General features: G+C 70.4%; 13 protein-coding genes. 8 read left to right on the forward strand and 5 right to left on the reverse strand.

Features of this window, described 5'->3' with window-relative positions:
• Nucleotides 1-60: 60 nt before the first annotated feature.
• Nucleotides 61-714 (reverse strand): class I SAM-dependent DNA methyltransferase, encoded by a 654-nt coding sequence (locus tag ACQPY4_RS38015; RefSeq protein ID WP_433329561.1) that lies wholly within the window; start codon nucleotides 712-714, stop codon nucleotides 61-63.
• 80 nt (nucleotides 715-794) lie between these two features.
• Between ACQPY4_RS38015 and rarD the strand changes: the two genes are divergently transcribed.
• On the forward strand, nucleotides 795-1,697 hold the full coding sequence (gene rarD, locus ACQPY4_RS38020; protein WP_433329563.1) for an EamA family transporter RarD: 903 nt from the start codon (nucleotides 795-797) through the stop codon (nucleotides 1,695-1,697).
• Between the two features lie 101 nt (nucleotides 1,698-1,798).
• Nucleotides 1,799-2,215: a hypothetical protein gene (locus tag ACQPY4_RS38025; protein ID WP_433329565.1), complete on the forward strand. Its 417-nt coding sequence runs from the start codon at nucleotides 1,799-1,801 to the stop codon at nucleotides 2,213-2,215.
• A gap of 2 nt (nucleotides 2,216-2,217) precedes the next feature.
• Here the strand turns inward: ACQPY4_RS38025 and ACQPY4_RS38030 are convergent, their stop codons facing one another.
• Complete coding sequence (locus tag ACQPY4_RS38030) at nucleotides 2,218-3,294, reverse strand: hypothetical protein (protein WP_433329567.1); 1,077 nt, start codon at nucleotides 3,292-3,294, stop codon at nucleotides 2,218-2,220.
• Between the two features lie 619 nt (nucleotides 3,295-3,913).
• Here ACQPY4_RS38030 and ACQPY4_RS38035 point away from each other — a divergent pair.
• The 6 genes from ACQPY4_RS38035 to ACQPY4_RS38060 all read left to right on the forward strand — a co-directional run bounded on the left by ACQPY4_RS38035 (nucleotide 3,914) and on the right by ACQPY4_RS38060 (nucleotide 9,466).
• A complete protein-coding gene (locus ACQPY4_RS38035; protein WP_433329569.1) occupies nucleotides 3,914-5,578 on the forward strand; it encodes a prenyltransferase/squalene oxidase repeat-containing protein in 1,665 nt (554 codons plus the stop codon).
• Nucleotides 5,579-5,776: 198 nt separating this feature from the next.
• Nucleotides 5,777-6,448 carry a hypothetical protein gene (locus ACQPY4_RS38040; protein ID WP_433329571.1) on the forward strand — a complete coding sequence of 224 codons (672 nt, stop codon included), beginning with the start codon at nucleotides 5,777-5,779 and terminating at the stop codon, nucleotides 6,446-6,448.
• Complete coding sequence (locus tag ACQPY4_RS38045) at nucleotides 6,445-6,873, forward strand: roadblock/LC7 domain-containing protein (RefSeq protein ID WP_433329573.1); 429 nt, start codon at nucleotides 6,445-6,447, stop codon at nucleotides 6,871-6,873. Before ACQPY4_RS38040 ends, ACQPY4_RS38045 begins: the two co-directional genes overlap by 4 nt.
• On the forward strand, nucleotides 6,873-7,271 hold the full coding sequence (locus tag ACQPY4_RS38050; RefSeq protein ID WP_433339188.1) for a DUF742 domain-containing protein: 399 nt from the start codon (nucleotides 6,873-6,875) through the stop codon (nucleotides 7,269-7,271). Before ACQPY4_RS38045 ends, ACQPY4_RS38050 begins: the two co-directional genes overlap by 1 nt.
• Complete coding sequence (locus ACQPY4_RS38055; RefSeq protein WP_433329575.1) at nucleotides 7,252-7,857, forward strand: GTP-binding protein; 606 nt, start codon at nucleotides 7,252-7,254, stop codon at nucleotides 7,855-7,857. The genes ACQPY4_RS38050 and ACQPY4_RS38055 overlap by 20 nt, the downstream gene beginning before the upstream one ends.
• Before the next feature lie 100 nt (nucleotides 7,858-7,957).
• The gene (locus ACQPY4_RS38060) at nucleotides 7,958-9,466 is read left to right on the forward strand and encodes an SAM-dependent methyltransferase (protein ID WP_433329577.1); all 1,509 of its coding nucleotides are present in this window, start codon (nucleotides 7,958-7,960) and stop codon (nucleotides 9,464-9,466) included.
• Between the two features lie 1,058 nt (nucleotides 9,467-10,524).
• Here the strand turns inward: ACQPY4_RS38060 and ACQPY4_RS38065 are convergent.
• Genes ACQPY4_RS38065 through ACQPY4_RS38075 form a run of 3 tightly spaced genes read right to left on the reverse strand, consistent with a single transcriptional unit; the run spans nucleotide 10,525 to nucleotide 14,669 of the window.
• A complete protein-coding gene (locus ACQPY4_RS38065) occupies nucleotides 10,525-11,496 on the reverse strand; it encodes a polyprenyl synthetase family protein (protein WP_433329579.1) in 972 nt (323 codons plus the stop codon).
• 42 nt (nucleotides 11,497-11,538) lie between these two features.
• Nucleotides 11,539-13,104, reverse strand: a complete 1,566-nt coding sequence (gene nuoN, locus ACQPY4_RS38070; RefSeq protein WP_433329581.1) for an NADH-quinone oxidoreductase subunit NuoN — start codon at nucleotides 13,102-13,104, stop codon at nucleotides 11,539-11,541.
• On the reverse strand, nucleotides 13,101-14,669 hold the full coding sequence (locus ACQPY4_RS38075) for an NADH-quinone oxidoreductase subunit M (protein ID WP_433329583.1): 1,569 nt from the start codon (nucleotides 14,667-14,669) through the stop codon (nucleotides 13,101-13,103). Before ACQPY4_RS38075 ends, nuoN begins: the two co-directional genes overlap by 4 nt.
• Nucleotides 14,670-14,699 lie beyond the last annotated feature (30 nt).

Genomic DNA, 14,699 nt, shown 5'->3' on the forward strand with positions numbered 1-14,699 from the left:
TCGTGATCACCATGAACTCACTACCCGTGGCTAAAGATGACAATCAGCAGGGTTCCGGACCTATACCTCCTCTTGCCCGAAGCTGGACTCTCTATGGAAACGCCTGGCCAGGAGGTAGGCGCGGGTGGTGTCCACTTCACCCGGATAAGGGGCGCGTTCCGCGTAGGCCTGGACGGTGAATCCGGCACCTTCGAGGGCCGATTCGATCTCCGGACGCAGGTAGAACTGGAAGTCGAGCGCCACCGGACGCTCCCACCAGGCATCGATGTGGCGCACCTCGTCCCCCAGATGGAAGCTGAGCAGGATCTGCCCGCCCGGACGCAGGACGCGGCGGAACTCGGCGAACACGGACGGCAGGTCGGCCGGCGGCAGATGGATGATCGAGTAGAACGCGACGATGCCGCCCCAGGCGCCGTCCGGGACGTGCAGCTCGCGCATGTCGCCGACGTGGAAGCCGATGCCGGGATGCGCCTCGGCGGCGAGTTCGACCATACGGGGCGAAAGGTCGATGCCGAGGGTGTCGGCGCCCCGGTCGTGGAGGTGGCGGGCCACGTGCCCGGGGCCGCAGCCGAGATCGGCGATGGGGCCGAGGTCTCCGGTCTCGGCGGCGAGCAGGTCGAGCAGGGCGTGGTCGAGCGGCTTGGCCTCCAGTTCGTCCAGGAAGTGCTCGGCGTAGAGATCGGCGACCTCGTCGTAGCTGTCTCGCGTGCTCATGACTCCCCCTGACGTCATCAGTGTCGTATTTATGGCTGCTTACGTCCGGTAATGTGCCGAATGTGGTGGACCGTCGCGGAATGGTATTCGGGTTCTCGGCCTACCTGCTCTGGGGGCTGTTCCCGCTGTACTGGCCCCTCCTGAAGCCGGCGGGCGCGACCGAGATCCTCGCTCACCGGATCATGTGGTCCCTGGTGGCCGTGGTCGCGATCCTCGGCGTCCAGCGCAACTGGGGCTGGATCCGGCGTCTGACCGGCAGGCAGCTCGGGCTGCTAGCGCTGGCCGCCGTGGTCGTCTCGCTCAACTGGGGCCTCTACATCTACGCCGTCAACAGCGGCCACACCATCGAAGCGGCCCTCGGGTACTTCATCAACCCGCTGATCAGCGTGCTCTTCGGCGTCCTGGTCTTCGGCGAGCGCATGCGGCCCTGGCAGTGGACGGCGATCGGGGTCGGCACGGTGGCCGTGGTGGTGCTGACGATCGACTACGGACGCCTGCCGTGGATCGCGCTCGGCCTCGCGGTCTCGTTCGGCACCTACGGCCTGGTCAAAAAGTTCGTCAGCATGCCGTCGGCGGAGAGCCTCGCGGTGGAGACGGCCGTCATGTTCGTCCCGGCCCTCGTGCTCGCCGTGACGCTCCAGGCACAGGGGACCGCGGAGTTCGGGCACAACGGCACCGGCCACGCGGTGCTGCTCGCGGGCGCCGGGCTGGTGACCGCGATCCCGATGATGCTCTTCAACGCGGCGGCGATCCGGATCCCGCTCAGCACGATCGGGATGCTCCAGTACATGGCGCCGCTCCTGCAGTTCCTCATCGGCCTGCTGATCCAGCACGAGGAGATGCCCGCCAGCCGCTGGATCGGCTTCGTCCTGGTGTGGACGGCCCTGGTCATGCTGACCTCGGACGGTCTGCGCGAGCGCCACCGCTCGCGCCGTGCCGCTCCCGTCCCACCCGCGGATCGGGTGCCCGAGAAGGCGGGATAGGACACGCCGAACTTTCCCGGCTTGGGCGACATCTGTAGAGCAAGAGATCCATAAGCACTAAAGTGCCGTGAGTCACGTCCCCCCGCCTGAGGAGTGTTCGGTTGCGCGTGCTCGGCATCACCGTGTTGGGAACGGCACTGATCGCCGGGGGCCTGGTGGCCCCCGCCGCCGGCCGCGCGACGGCCGGCGGAGGGAAGATCTCCTTCAACCCGAGAGTGGCGCAACCGGGGCAGAGCGTCGAGATCGCCGTGGCGGGCTGCTCGGTCGGACGGGAGCGGCACACGGCGTCCTCCAAGGCGTTCACCGGGCAGGTCACGCTCGGCGGAAAGGCCGCAGCCGGATACGGGACGGCCCACATCCGGCCGGGGCTCCGCGACGGCAGCTACAACGTGGTCGCCCACTGCGGCTCCCGTAAGGCGACCGGGCGCCTCAAGATCTCCTCCCAGCGCTCGTGGTCGGAGCTGCTGCCCACCCGGCTGAACCCGCAAACCGCCCGTGCCTCCGAGCTCAAGGGCTGACCTCAGCCCTTCTCGCGGATGATCAGGGCGGACGGACGGCCCTGCGCGTCATACCGGGTGCCGAACGTCCAGGCGTTGCCCGCGAGCCAGCCGGACGTGCCCGCGATGCGCACGCCCCGCAGGTCGGGCAGGCCGGTGTCGACGCCGAACGTCCGTCCGTCCGCGGTGTGGCCCACGGCGTAGATCCCGCCGTATAGGTCGGCGATCCCGGTCAGCTCGGCCCGGACGTCCGGCAGGTCCTTGCGGATCGGGCTCTGCCAGCCGTCCTCGGTGCAGTACATCAGCGGTCGCCTGCCCTGGCCGCCCGCCGGTGCCGTCCACCCGCCGACGCAGCGGGTGTGCAGGGTGGTGAGCGACTCCGACCACCCGGGACGCGGCGGCACCGAGGCCCGCACCCAGGGGGCGCCTTCGAGGCTGCTGAGGATCAGGGCGCGGTCTCCCTCCCGGGTGTGGTGCGTCCCGGCAAGCGTCAGTCCCGTGAGATCGCTGCCCTGGATCGCCCGGAGCGTCGTCCCTTCGGGAAGCGTCTCCCGGGGGATCTCGACAGGCGACCAGTTCGTCCCGTCGAACTTGTAGACCACGCCCCGCCGATAGGAACGTCCCGGCGCGCGTTCGGTGCCCGCCAGCCAGGCGTCGGCCTCGCCCCCGCTGGTGATGTCACTGAACTCCGTGGGCAGCCGGGTGGCGGGCAGGGCGAGCTTCTCCCACTTCTGCCCGTCCCAGCGCAGCAGCCCGCGCGCGCCGACCACCCATTGCGGACCGCCGCGATGCGCGCCGGACGGCGTCCCGCCCGCCACCCGGCCGATGTCGGGCACCTCGGCCGCCTGCCACGCCGCGTCCCAGCCGTGCTGGCGCAGCGCGCCCGTCCGCCCGTCGGGCCGGTTCACGAAGGCCCACACGTCCCGGTCGGGGAACCCCTCGGTCACGGTCACCACGGTCGCCACCCCACCGGGCGTCGCCGGGAGCGTCTCAACCTCCCAGTTCGACTCCGGCGGCGCCGCCGCCGCTCCGACCTGCACCACCGACACCGCCACGACTCCCGACACGGCGATCGCGACCACGCGTCTCACAGCGAACATCCTGAACTTCCCTTCCAAGCAGGGACGGAAACGTGTCCTTGATCGACACACGCCCACCCTCCGCCCCGGAAGACCCCGAAAGTATGGCTTCAAGGGGAAAGATCACTTACCTCTATCGCCGCCGTCCGGGCGCCGCGAGACGCCTGGATCGATAGCGTCCACGGGTATCGAATATTTATTCGAACCGGGGCCCTTGTGAGGGCGAACTGCATAATCAGCTACAAACTCTCGACTTGGCCCACAGGATTCACGCTCTCTTCGACTCAAACCAAGGACAAAATAGTGATCAACATCACTCCGCACTTCGACGATCAAGGGTTAGTCCTTGTCCGATCACTATGATGCTGTAATACTTCGTCGCAAATAGACATACTTATACCTTCCCTGTCCGCTTTACGGTTTCACCCGTGCAACCGGAGATCCGGGATGTGTTCTCCCGCGCCAATCCCCCCGCGCCGAACTGCCTCGGCAGCGCGAACGCACCGCGAACAGGGCGTGGCATCCAACGCGAGCATGCCGACCACATGGATCGCCCGATGAGCCTGCGCGCGAGCACTCGTCGCCTCTCAGACCTCTGGGGAACCATGTGAAAGGCGAGAACGTGGAACTCTCCCCCCGCATGACGACGACCGCCCCCGAAGGCCCGGCCGCCCCCCGAACCCCCTCCTCCGCGAGGATCACCGAGTCGGCCCGTGAACTCCTCGCGGGGCTGCGCATGCGGCCCTGGGGCCAGGTCTCACCCTCGGTGTACGAGACCGCGCGGCTGGTGTCCCTCACACCCTGGCTGACCGGCCACGACCGACGTGTCTCCTTCCTTCTGGAACGCCAGCGTCCCGAGGGCCTGTGGACCGCTCCTGACCGGGGCTACGCCCTGGTGCCGACGCTCAGCGCGATCGAGGCGCTGCTCTGCCTCCTTTCCGGCACCGCGACGGCGACCGAGCCCGTGACGGCCGACAGGCCCCGCCTCGCCGAGGCCGCGAGCCGAGGGTTGAGGGCCATGTCCCCGATCTTGGACGGGCGGCCATGGAAACATCCGCTGCCCGACATGCCGGCGATCGAGCTGATCACCCCGTACCTGATCGAGCTGATCAACGACCATCTGGCCGCGCTGCGGGAGCGTCCGGTGGACGGGCTCGGCGCGTGGGCGGGCCACCGCCTCACCGCGCCCGAAGGCCTGGACGGGACGAAGCTGACCGCGGTCAGGCGCCTGCTGGCCATGGGGGGAACCGTCCCGACCAAGCTGGTGCACGCGCTGGAGGTCGCGGGCGACACGGCCGTCGAGCTGCCCAATCTGCGCACCGAGCCGACCGGGACGATCGGCGCCTCGCCCGCGGCGACCGCGGCCTGGCTGGGCGACCGCGAGCCTCTGGCGTCCAGCAGCCCGGCGCGCTGGCATCTGGAGACCGTGGCGGCCGACCACGGCGGTCCCGTCCCGTGCGGCTACCCGCTGACGGTGTTCGAGCGGAGCTGGGTGCTGGCCTGGCTCGTGCGCGCCGGGATCAGCTTCGTCGTCCACCCCGAACTGGTGCTGAGCCTGACGGCGCCGCTGGGCCCGACCGGAACGCCCGCCGCTGCCGGGCTGCCCGCCGACGCCGACACCACCTCGGGTGCCCTCTACGCCCTGGCGTTGCTGGGCGCCCCGCACCGGCCCGATCCGTTGTGGGCCTACGAGCTCGACACGCATTTCTGCACTTGGGAGGGCGAGGACGGGGCATCGCTCACGACCAACGCCCATGTGCTCGAAGCCTTCGGCCAATACCTGCGGTCCGTCCCATCCCGGCAGCTCGACGAGGAGTCAGGGCGCGCCTACGGGGCGGCCGTCCGCAAGGTGAGCACGTGGCTGTGCGAGCAGCAGGCGCCCGACGGCAACTGGACGGACCGCTGGCACGCCTCGCCCTACTACGCCACGGCCTGCTGCGCCATTCCGTTGCACACCTTCGGCGGGGAACGCGCGGAAGATGCGGTGGCGGCCGCCCGCCGCTGGATCCTTGACACCCAGCGTCCCGATGGCTCCTGGGGCCGCTGGGGAGGCACCGCCGAGGAGACCGCCTACGCCGTCCAGGTCCTCCTGCTGACCGGCCCCAGCCGCGACGGCGCGATCGGACGGGCGGCGGCCGCGGCCCGGCCGCACCTCCAGCGGCATCTCGCGCTGCGCGACGGCGAGGAGGACGACGCGCCCGCGCTCTGGCATGACAAAGATCTCTACAAGCCGACCGCGATCGTCCGGGCCGCCGTCCTTGCCGCGCTGCACCTCACACAGGTCAAGGCGGTTGTGCCGTCCTGATGAATTCGGTCATCCAACAATAGGCGCCCAAGGTAAAGGCCGCTTAATGTTGCGGCCCGCCTTGAGTAGCTTTGCCCGTGTTGCTAGGGTCCTACGGCGTATCCCTCCGCACTTCGCCACCGACCATGGCCACGGTGCTTCGCAATCGTCCTCCTCAAACGTTTGCGACTCCATCTACGTATTGTTAAGGCATTCGTAATGCGCTTCCGCAACTCCCGCCTGCGCGCCAAGGTCACGGCCTCGCTCCATTCACCGGGCGCCCGCCGGGCCGTCGGGGCACGGGCGACCCCGCGGGAGCGTGCGATCACCCGAGGGCTCCGCGCCGGACGCGATCCGAGGGCATCGTTCCTCCGAACCCGCGTCTTCGGCTCGGCCATCCCGCACACCGAGACCTGTATCCGCGTCCCGTCCGGTCGGCCCGCCGCCGAGCGTGACCACGACGCCTTTGCCAAGCTCCCCCACCATGCCCGGCCGCCCGTCCCGCCGGCGGCCTCGCAGCCCGAGATCGCGCGACCCCTCGCGCGACTCACCCAGGTCACGACGGAACCCGCCCCCGTCGCGGCCGACGAGCCCGCTCACGGCATGAAGTCCCCCACGACCGCACCGGAGGATCTCCCACCCGTGCCCGAGATCTCCAGCACGCCGTCCGGCCTGCCCGTTCGCGTGCCCCAGGCGAACCTCGCCGACCCCCTGGGCCCGGCCGAGCCGGCCACCGCCTCCCAGGAGCCGGCGGCCGAGGACGATCTCGGCCGTTCGCCCGAGGAGATCCGGCGCATCGTGGGCTCCTACCAGTCCGGCACGCGCCGGGGCCGGAGCGAGGCCGCCAAGGCCGAGGGCGAGAACCAAGGAGAAGGCGAGGACGACCGGTGACGCAGAGGACGGGTTCGACGGCGGACCTGAGCTGGCTGCTGGACGACCTGATCGAACGTCTACGGCACGCGCGGCACGCGGTCGTGCTGTCGGCGGACGGCCTGCTCATGGCCGCCTCCAAGGACATGGGCCAGGACGACGCCGAGCATCTGGCCGCGGTGTCGGCCGGAATCCAGAGCCTGGCCAAGGGCGCGGGCGTCCGCTTCGGCGGTGGCCCCGTCCGGCAGACCATCATCGAGATGAAGTCGGCGTTCCTGCTGGTCTCCGTGGCCGGGAAGGGCGCCTGCCTGGCGGTCCTGAGCGACGAGGAGGCCGACGTGGGGCTCATCGCCTACGAGATGGCGATGCTCGTGACGGGCATGGGTCACCACCTCACCACTCCGCCGCGATCGGAGGCCGCGTCCGCGGAGGGCCAGTCGGCGTGATGATGCCTCCCGAGGACCCCTCGCAGGAGCCGTGGCCCGCCGCGCCGATGGACGAGCTGGTGGGCCCGATGGTCCGTCCCTACGTGATGACGGGCGGCCGGATGGAGCCGACCCGTGGCAAGTTCGACCTCATCACGATGGTGGTGGCCATCAGCGCGGACCCCGAGGGCGAGTTCGGTCTCGGGCCCGAGCACCACGCGATCCTGCGGCTGTGCGACTCGGTGATGTCGGTGGCCGAGCTCACCGGCCATCTCGACCTGCCGGTGGTCACCGTCCGAGTGCTGCTCGGCGACCTGCTCGACAAGGGCTTCATCACGCTTCAGGAACCCGAACCGGAGACGGACATGCAGGACATCAGGCTCTACAAGGCGGTGATCGATGGCCTCCGAGCTCTCTAGGCGCGGTCCCCGTGCCCGTCGCCTCCCCACCGCGGTCAAGATCGTGATCGCGGGGGGCTTCGGAGTCGGGAAGACCACGATGGTCGCCACGGTCTCGGAAACCGCTCCGCTGCGCACCGAGGAACTCCTCACCGACGAGAGCGTCGGCGTGGACGACGTCTCCGGGGTGGAACGCAAGTCCACGACCACCGTGGCCATGGACTTCGGGCGCATCACCATGCGGGAGGAGTACGTCCTCTACCTGTTCGGGACCCCGGGCCAGGAACGCTTCTGGTTCATGTGGGACGAGGTGTCGCTGGGCGCGCTGGGCGCCGTCGTGCTCGCCGACACCCGGCGGCTGGCCGACTGCTTCCCTTCGGTGGACTACTTCGAGCGCCGGGGCACGCCGTTCGTCGTGGCGGTCAACTGCTTCGAGGGGGCGCGCCGGTTCGATCTGGAGGAGATCCAGCTGGCCCTGAACCTGGGCCCCAAGGTCCCGGTCATGCTGTGCGACGCGCGCGACCTGGCGTCCTGCAAGCAGGTCCTGATCGATCTCGTCCTGCACGCGATGCGCTCGCGCGGTCTGGAGCCCGTCCCGACCTCCTGACAGACCGGCGTGACACATGCCGCATTGATCCGACCCGGGCAAGACTGTCCGTTTTCTGCCATGATCTCGGGATCGGGTCGGAATCCCTCAGGGGCATGGCATGCACATCCGGATCTTGGGCGAGTTCGAGATCGTCTCGGACGACGGGGCGCCCATCCCGTTGCCCGCGGCCCAGCGGCGCCTGCTGTGCACGCTGGTCCTGGCGGGCGAGGCCGTGCCCTCGTCCCGGCTCAAGAGCATCCTGTGGGGCGACGACACCCGCGACCTGACCAGCGCGTTCACCAGCCTGGTGCACAAGACGCGGCGGGCCCTCCCACCCGGCCGCCTGCCCGCCGAGGGCGGCGGCTACCGCTTCCGCCTCGACGACGAGGACACCGTCGACGCCCGCGAGTTCGAGAAGCTCGTCGAACGCGCCGAGAAGGCCCGGGGAAACGCCCCTGAAGAGGCCGCAGATCTTCTCCAGCGGGCCGTCGACCTCTGGGGCGACCCCGGACTCCCCGACCTGCCCGAGAGCCCGTCGACCGCCGCACAGGCCCGCCGCCTGCGCTCGGCGGCCCAGGAGGCCCGCGCCGCCCTCGCGGAGATCAGGCTGTCCCTGGGACACCACCGGCGGATCCTGCCCGACCTGCGGCGATGGATGGCGAACGACCCGTCCCACGAACGGATGCGCCGCCTCCTGATGCTGGCGCTGTACCGGGACGGCCGCAAGGGCGAGGCCCTGAGCGTGTACGCCGGGGCGACCGACCCGGGCGTGGAGTTGAAACGCGCCCGCGACGAGATCCTCTCCGACGACCCGGGGCTGCTCACCTCCCGTCCCGAACTGCCGAAACTCATCTCGATCGACGTCAACCTGCCCGACCCGCCGAGAATCCTGAACTTCCTGCGCGGCGGCAAGGACAACTTCGAGATCGACCGCCAGACCGCCCACATCCTGATCACCCACCTGCCCGGCCTCACCGAACTGGCCGCCGAGTGCCGCAAGTTCTGGACCCGCGCCGCCCAGGCCGCCGCCCGCGCGGGCATCGACCAGTTCCTGGAGATCGGCTCGGGCCTCCCCGAGGACGACAACCTCCACCAGATCGTCCGGCGCCTCAACCCCGAGGCCCGCGTCGTCTACGTCGACGCCGACCCCATGGTCGAGATCCACGCCCGCGCCCTGCTGCTGGACGACCCGTCCCGCACGGCCTTCCTCCGCGCCGACCCGGGCGACGCGACGTCCGTCCTCAACGCCGCCGAGACCCGCCGCCTCATCGACTTCGACCGTCCCGTCGCCGTCCTCACGGCCCTCGTCCGCCACCTCCCCGGCGACGCGGGCCCAGTCATCTCCGACTACATGGACGCCACGGCCCCCGGCAGCTACCTCCTGCTGACCGCCCCCGTAAACGACGGCCTCCCCATCGAGACCCGCGACCTTATAGCCCAGGTCGCCCCCAACTTCTCCGGCCGTCCCCACGAGGAACTCGCCCGCATCACCGCCCCCCTCGAACTCGCCCCGCCAGGCATCACCGACGTCCAACACTGGCGGAACGATCCAAACACCCCCCTAACCACCCAACGCGTCCTAGCCCTAGCCGCCCGAAAACCCGGCACCCCTAACCCCCACCTCTAGCCGTCCCGCGTCGGACGCACCCTTCAACGCACCCCGGCCTGGGGGCGCGCGAGGGCGGCAGGCGTGTCCGGCGCACCCGTCTCTGGTACGCGTGCGACGGGGGGTGTGGGGCGCATGCAGTGTGGCCGTCCGGCAGGCGCATGCAACGCGCGTGTCCGGCACACGTGTGGCGCGCACGGGCAACGCGGGCGTCCGGCAGACGTGTCCAGCGCGCGCATACAGCGGGTACGTCCGGCGGGGCGTGGGGGCGGGCGTAACCAGCGCACGCGTTCGGCAGGCGGGCGTGACGGCGCGCGCATGTGCGAGCGGGACCGGCGGAGCGTGTGTGGCGGGTGCCCACGGGCGTGTCCGGCGCACGCGTCCGGCACTCGTGCGGCATACGCGTGCGGCCCTCGTGCGGCGTGCGCCTCCAGCCCTCGTGCGGCGTGCGCCTCCAGCCCTCGTGCGGCGTGCGCCTCCAGCCCTCGTGCGGCGTGCGCCTCCAGCCCTCGTGCGGCGTGCGCCTCCAGCCCTCGTGCGGCGTGCGCCTCCAGCCCTCGTGCGGCGTGCGCCTCCAGCCCTCGTGCGGCGTGCGCGTCCGGCACTCGTGCGGCGTGCGCGTCGGGCACGCGCATGCAGCGCACGCGTCCGGGGAGGTATGTGGCGCGCGCGTCCACCGGACGTATGTGGCGGGCGTGACCGGCACGCGCACGTGGCGGGCGGGGATGGCGGACGTCTGTGGCCCGTGCGGCGGGTGCTCCGGGGGCCCGTTCGGCGGGTGTGACCGGGGCGCTCATGCAGCACGCGCACGTGGCGGGCGGGGCCGACGCTTGGGTCCGGGGCGCGCATGCAGGGGCGGGGCGGCCGACGTGTCGGGGGCGTGCAGCGCGTGCGTCCAACGGGCCGTGTGTGGCGGGCGCGTGGCGCGTGTCCGGCAGGCGTGTGCGGCGCACGCGTTCGGCAGGTGGTGTGGCGGGCGGGTCTGACGCGCGGGTCCGGCGTAGGTGCGGTGCGCGTATGCAGTGGGCGGGCCCGGGCGACGTGTGGCGCGTATGTGGGTGGGGTGGTGGGGGGCGTTGTTAGCCGGTTCGGCTTACGACGTAGTCGCAGAGGCCGGTGTAGGCGGCTCGGGTGGGGATGTCGGGGAGGGTGAGGATCTCGGCGCGGGCGTCTTCGGCCCAGCGGCGGAGGTCGGCTCGGGCGCGGTCCATGGCGGGGTGGGCGCGCAGGAGGGTGAGGGCCTCGGTGTGGAGGGTGTCGTCGGTGAGGTCCTGGTCGAGGAGGTCGCGGAGGCGGGCGTCGTCCTTGCCCGAGCCGATTCCGGCCAGGACGTGGTGCATGGGGAGGGTGCGGATGCCCTCGCGCAGGTCGGTGCCGGGGGTCTTGCCGGACTGCTCGGTGTCGGAGGCGATGTCGAGGATGTCGTCGGAGAGCTGGAAGGCGACGCCGATCTTCTCCGAGGCCGAGGTGATGGTGTCGACGACGTGGGGCGGGGCGCCCGCGAGGAGGGCGCCGAACTGGCCCGAGACGGCGATGAGGGACGCGGTCTTGTCGGCGACGACCTGGAGGTAGTGCTTGAGGGGGTCGGTGTCCTCCAGGGGGCCGACCGTCTCCTGGATCTGGCCGCGGACGAGGCGGGCGAACGCGCGGGCCTGGATGCGGACGGCCTCGGGGCCGAGGTCGGCCAGCAGGTCCGAGGCGCGGGCGAACAGGTAGTCGCCGGTGAGGATGGCGACGGTGTTCGTCCAGCGGGAGTTGGCCGAAGGCGAGCCGCGGCGGACGGTCGCCTCGTCCATGACGTCGTCGTGGTAGAGCGTGGCCAGATGGGTCAGCTCGACGACGACCGCGGCCGGGACGATGCCCGGCGCGGTCGGGTCGCCGAACTGGGAGGCCAGCAGCACCAGCATGGGCCGGAACCGCTTGCCTCCCGCCTCGACCAGGTGCTTGGAGGCCGTGGCGAGCAGCGGGTCGTCGCTCTGCACCGACGACATGAGCAGGTTCTCGACGGCGTCGAGCTGGTCCTGGACGTCCCGGGCGAGATCGTCGCTCACGGGCAGGCCAAACGGAACGGCGCTGCTACTCACCTAGACCCCCTACCGGACGAACATCTGTGCCGCAGCGTCCCCCGCGAGGTCCAGCATCGGCTGGGGGAGCACTCCGAGTACCACAGTAGCCGTCAGCCCGAGCGCGACCGCAGCCGCGGTCGCCGGACCGAACACCACCGACGGGCCGTCGGCCTCGGGCTCGCTGAAGAACATCACCACGATCACCCGGACGTAGAAGAACGCCGCGATGGCCGAGGAGATCACACCGACGATCACCAGCGGGGTGGCGCCGCCCTCGACGGCCGCCTTGAACACCGCGAACTTGCCGGTGAAGCCGCTGGTGAGGGGGATGCCCGCGAAGGCCAGGAGGAAGAAGGCGAAAACGCCCGCCACGACGGGGGAACGCTTGCCCAGGCCCGCCCAGCGCGACAGGTGCGCGGCCTCGCCGCCGGCGTCCCTGACCATGGTGATGACCGCGAAGGCGCCGACCGTGGTGAAGCCGTAGGCAGCCAGGTAGAACAGCGAGCTCGACAGCCCGGCCTCGGAGGTGGCGATCACACCGGTCAGCAGGAAGCCCGCGTGGGCGATGGAGGAGTAGGCCAGCATCCGCTTGATGTCGGTCTGCGTGATCGCGATGACCGCGCCGATGACCATTGTGAGAATGGCCACGCCCCACATGGCGGGACGCCAGTCCCACTTCAGGTTCTCCAGCGCGACGTAGTAGACCCGCAGCATCGCGCCGAAGGACGCCACCAGGGTGCAGGACGCCATCAGCGCGGTGATCGGGGTCGGGGCGCCCTGGTAGACGTCCGGCTTCCACATGTGGAACGGCACCGCGCCGAGCTTGAACAGCAGCCCGACCGACAGCAGCGCGACCCCGGCCAGCAGGAGCGTCTCGCTGCCGGCGTTCTTGCCGAGTTGGTCGGCGATGTCGGAGAGGCGGACGGAACCGGCGTAGCCGTAGAGCAGCGCGACGCCGTACAGGAAGAACGCCGAGGAGAACGCGCCCAGCAGGAAGTACTTGACCGCGGCCTCCTGCGAGAGCAGGCGGCGGCGCCGCGCGAGCCCGCACAGCAGGTACAGCGGCAGCGACATGACCTCCAGCGCGACGAACATCGTCAGCAGGTCGTTGGACGCCGGGAACATCAGCATCCCGCCGACCGCGAACATCATCAGCGGGAAGACCTCGGTCTGGGTGATGCCCGCGGCCATGGTCTCCTGCTCGGCCTCGGTCCCCGGGAGGGCCGCGGCCTGCGCGGTGAAGTGCGCCTGCTGCTTCTCGGCGATCAGCAGGAGGCTGATCAGCGCCAGCACCAGGATCGTGCCCTGGATGAACAGGGTGGGGCCGTCGACGGCGAGCGCGCCCTCGGCGGCCACGTGGAACGGCTTGTCGCGCCAGGCCAGCGCGATCGTCCAGGCGAAGCCGGCGCCGAGCCCGATGGCCGCGACCGGAACCTGGACGCGGTAGCGCCAGTTCCGTCCGACGAACGCCTCGACCAGCACGCCGGCGATGGCGGCGCCGAAGACGATCAGCATCGGAGCGAGCTGCCCGTACTCGACGGTGGGCGCGGGGATGTCCCCGCCCTGCGCCACAACGTGGGTCATGGTCATCATGGGCGGGCTCCGTTCTCGGCGATCTTCGGTGCCGGGTCTTGCTTGTCGACCCGGACCAGCGTTTGTTTGACCGACGGGTTGATCACGTCCAGCACCGGCTTGGGGTAGAAGCCGAGCGCGACGATGATCGCCAGGATCGGGGCCACCGCCCACACCTCGCGGCGCGACAGGTCCTTCATGCCCTTGGCGCCCTCGGCCAGCGGGCCGCCCATCGTGCGCTGGTACATCCAGAGGATGTAGATCGCGCCGAGGACGATGCCCAGCGCCCCGATCACCGCCGGGACGCGGTAGCGGCTGAACGTGCCGGTCAGCACCATGAACTCGGAGACGAACGGCGCGAGGCCGGGCAGGGAGAGCCCGGCCAGGCCGGAGACCAGGAGCGTCCCGGCCAGCACGGGCGCCTGCTTCTGGACGCCGCCGAAGTCGTCGATCCGCGCCGACCGCCGCCGGACGATCATGAACCCGACGACCAGGAACAGCGCGCCGGTGGCGAAGCCGTGGTTGAGCATGTAGAGCGCGGCCCCGGACTGGCCCAGCGAGGTCATCGCGAAGATGCCGAGCACGATGAACCCGAAGTGGGACACCGAGGTGTAGGCGACCAGCCGCTTGAGGTCGACCTGCCCGATCGCCAGCACCGCGCCGTAGATGATGCTCAGCACCGCGAACCCGATCACGACGGGTGTGGCCCACTTGGCCGCCCCCGGGAACAGTTCCAGGCAGAAGCGCAGCATCCCGTAGGTGCCGACCTTGTCCAGGACGCCGACGATCAGCACCAGGGCGCCGGCGGGCGACTGCTGCGCGGCGTCCGGCAGCCAGGTGTGCACCGGCACCATCGGCGCCTTGATCGCGAACGCGATGAAGAAGCCGAGGAACAGCCACTTGGCGGTGGTCGGGTCGATGTTCATCTTGGTCAGCTCGGAGAACAGGAACGTGCCCTGCCCGAGCCCGCCCTCACTGACCGGCTTGGCCGACAGCGGGTAGAGCCAGATGACCGCGACGAGCATCAGCAGCCCGCCGAACAGCGAGTACAGCAGGAACTTCACCGCGGCGTAGGAGCGCTGCGCGCCGCCGTAGGACCCGATGAGGAAGTACACCGGGATCAGCATCGCCTCGAAGAAGACGTAGAACAGGAAGACGTCGGTCGCCGCGAAGACGCCGATCATCATCGCTTCCATCGAGAGCAGCAGCGCGAAGTAGGTCTTCACCGAGCGCTTGGGCGGGACGTCGACGCCGCCCGACCGGTCGGCCTCGTTCCACGAGGCCAGGATGACCACCGGGACCAGGATGGCCGACAGCACGATGAGCACCAGCGCGACGCCGTCGACGCCGAGCGCGAAGTGGACGCCGAACTGCTTGATCCACCAGTACTTCTCGGCGAACTGGAACCGCGCTCCGCCCGCCTCGAACTGGACGGCCATGACCAGCGTGAGAACCGTGACCACCAGCGAGGAGCCGAGCGCGACCACCTTCACCAGCTCGTCGCGGCCCCGCGGCAGCACGCCCACCAGCAGCGCGCCCACCAGCGGCAGCGCGATGAGCACGCTCAGCCAGGGAAAGTCTTCCATCAGACGTTCACCACCAGGAGGACCGCGACG

It is taken from the genome of Spirillospora sp. CA-294931, from assembly GCF_050946795.1.
Classification (GTDB): domain Bacteria; phylum Actinomycetota; class Actinomycetes; order Streptosporangiales; family Streptosporangiaceae; genus Spirillospora.

What these genes read in the sequence shown, in the direction of transcription:
- ACQPY4_RS38015 (WP_433329561.1), bottom strand. Translation starts at nt 714, where the DNA reads ATGAGCACGCGAGACAGCTACGACGAGGTCGCCGATCTCTACGCCGAG.
- rarD (WP_433329563.1), top strand. Translation starts at nt 795, where the DNA reads ATGGTATTCGGGTTCTCGGCCTACCTGCTCTGGGGGCTGTTCCCGCTG.
- ACQPY4_RS38030 (WP_433329567.1), bottom strand. Translation starts at nt 3,294, where the DNA reads ATGTTCGCTGTGAGACGCGTGGTCGCGATCGCCGTGTCGGGAGTCGTG.
- ACQPY4_RS38035 (WP_433329569.1), top strand. Translation starts at nt 3,914, where the DNA reads ATGACGACGACCGCCCCCGAAGGCCCGGCCGCCCCCCGAACCCCCTCC.
- ACQPY4_RS38040 (WP_433329571.1), top strand. Translation starts at nt 5,777, where the DNA reads ATGCGCTTCCGCAACTCCCGCCTGCGCGCCAAGGTCACGGCCTCGCTC.
- ACQPY4_RS38050 (WP_433339188.1), top strand. Translation starts at nt 6,873, where the DNA reads ATGATGCCTCCCGAGGACCCCTCGCAGGAGCCGTGGCCCGCCGCGCCG.
- ACQPY4_RS38055 (WP_433329575.1), top strand. Translation starts at nt 7,252, where the DNA reads ATGGCCTCCGAGCTCTCTAGGCGCGGTCCCCGTGCCCGTCGCCTCCCC.
- ACQPY4_RS38060 (WP_433329577.1), top strand. Translation starts at nt 7,958, where the DNA reads ATGCACATCCGGATCTTGGGCGAGTTCGAGATCGTCTCGGACGACGGG.
- nuoN (WP_433329581.1), bottom strand. Translation starts at nt 13,104, where the DNA reads ATGATGACCATGACCCACGTTGTGGCGCAGGGCGGGGACATCCCCGCG.
- ACQPY4_RS38075 (WP_433329583.1), bottom strand. Translation starts at nt 14,669, where the DNA reads ATGGAAGACTTTCCCTGGCTGAGCGTGCTCATCGCGCTGCCGCTGGTG.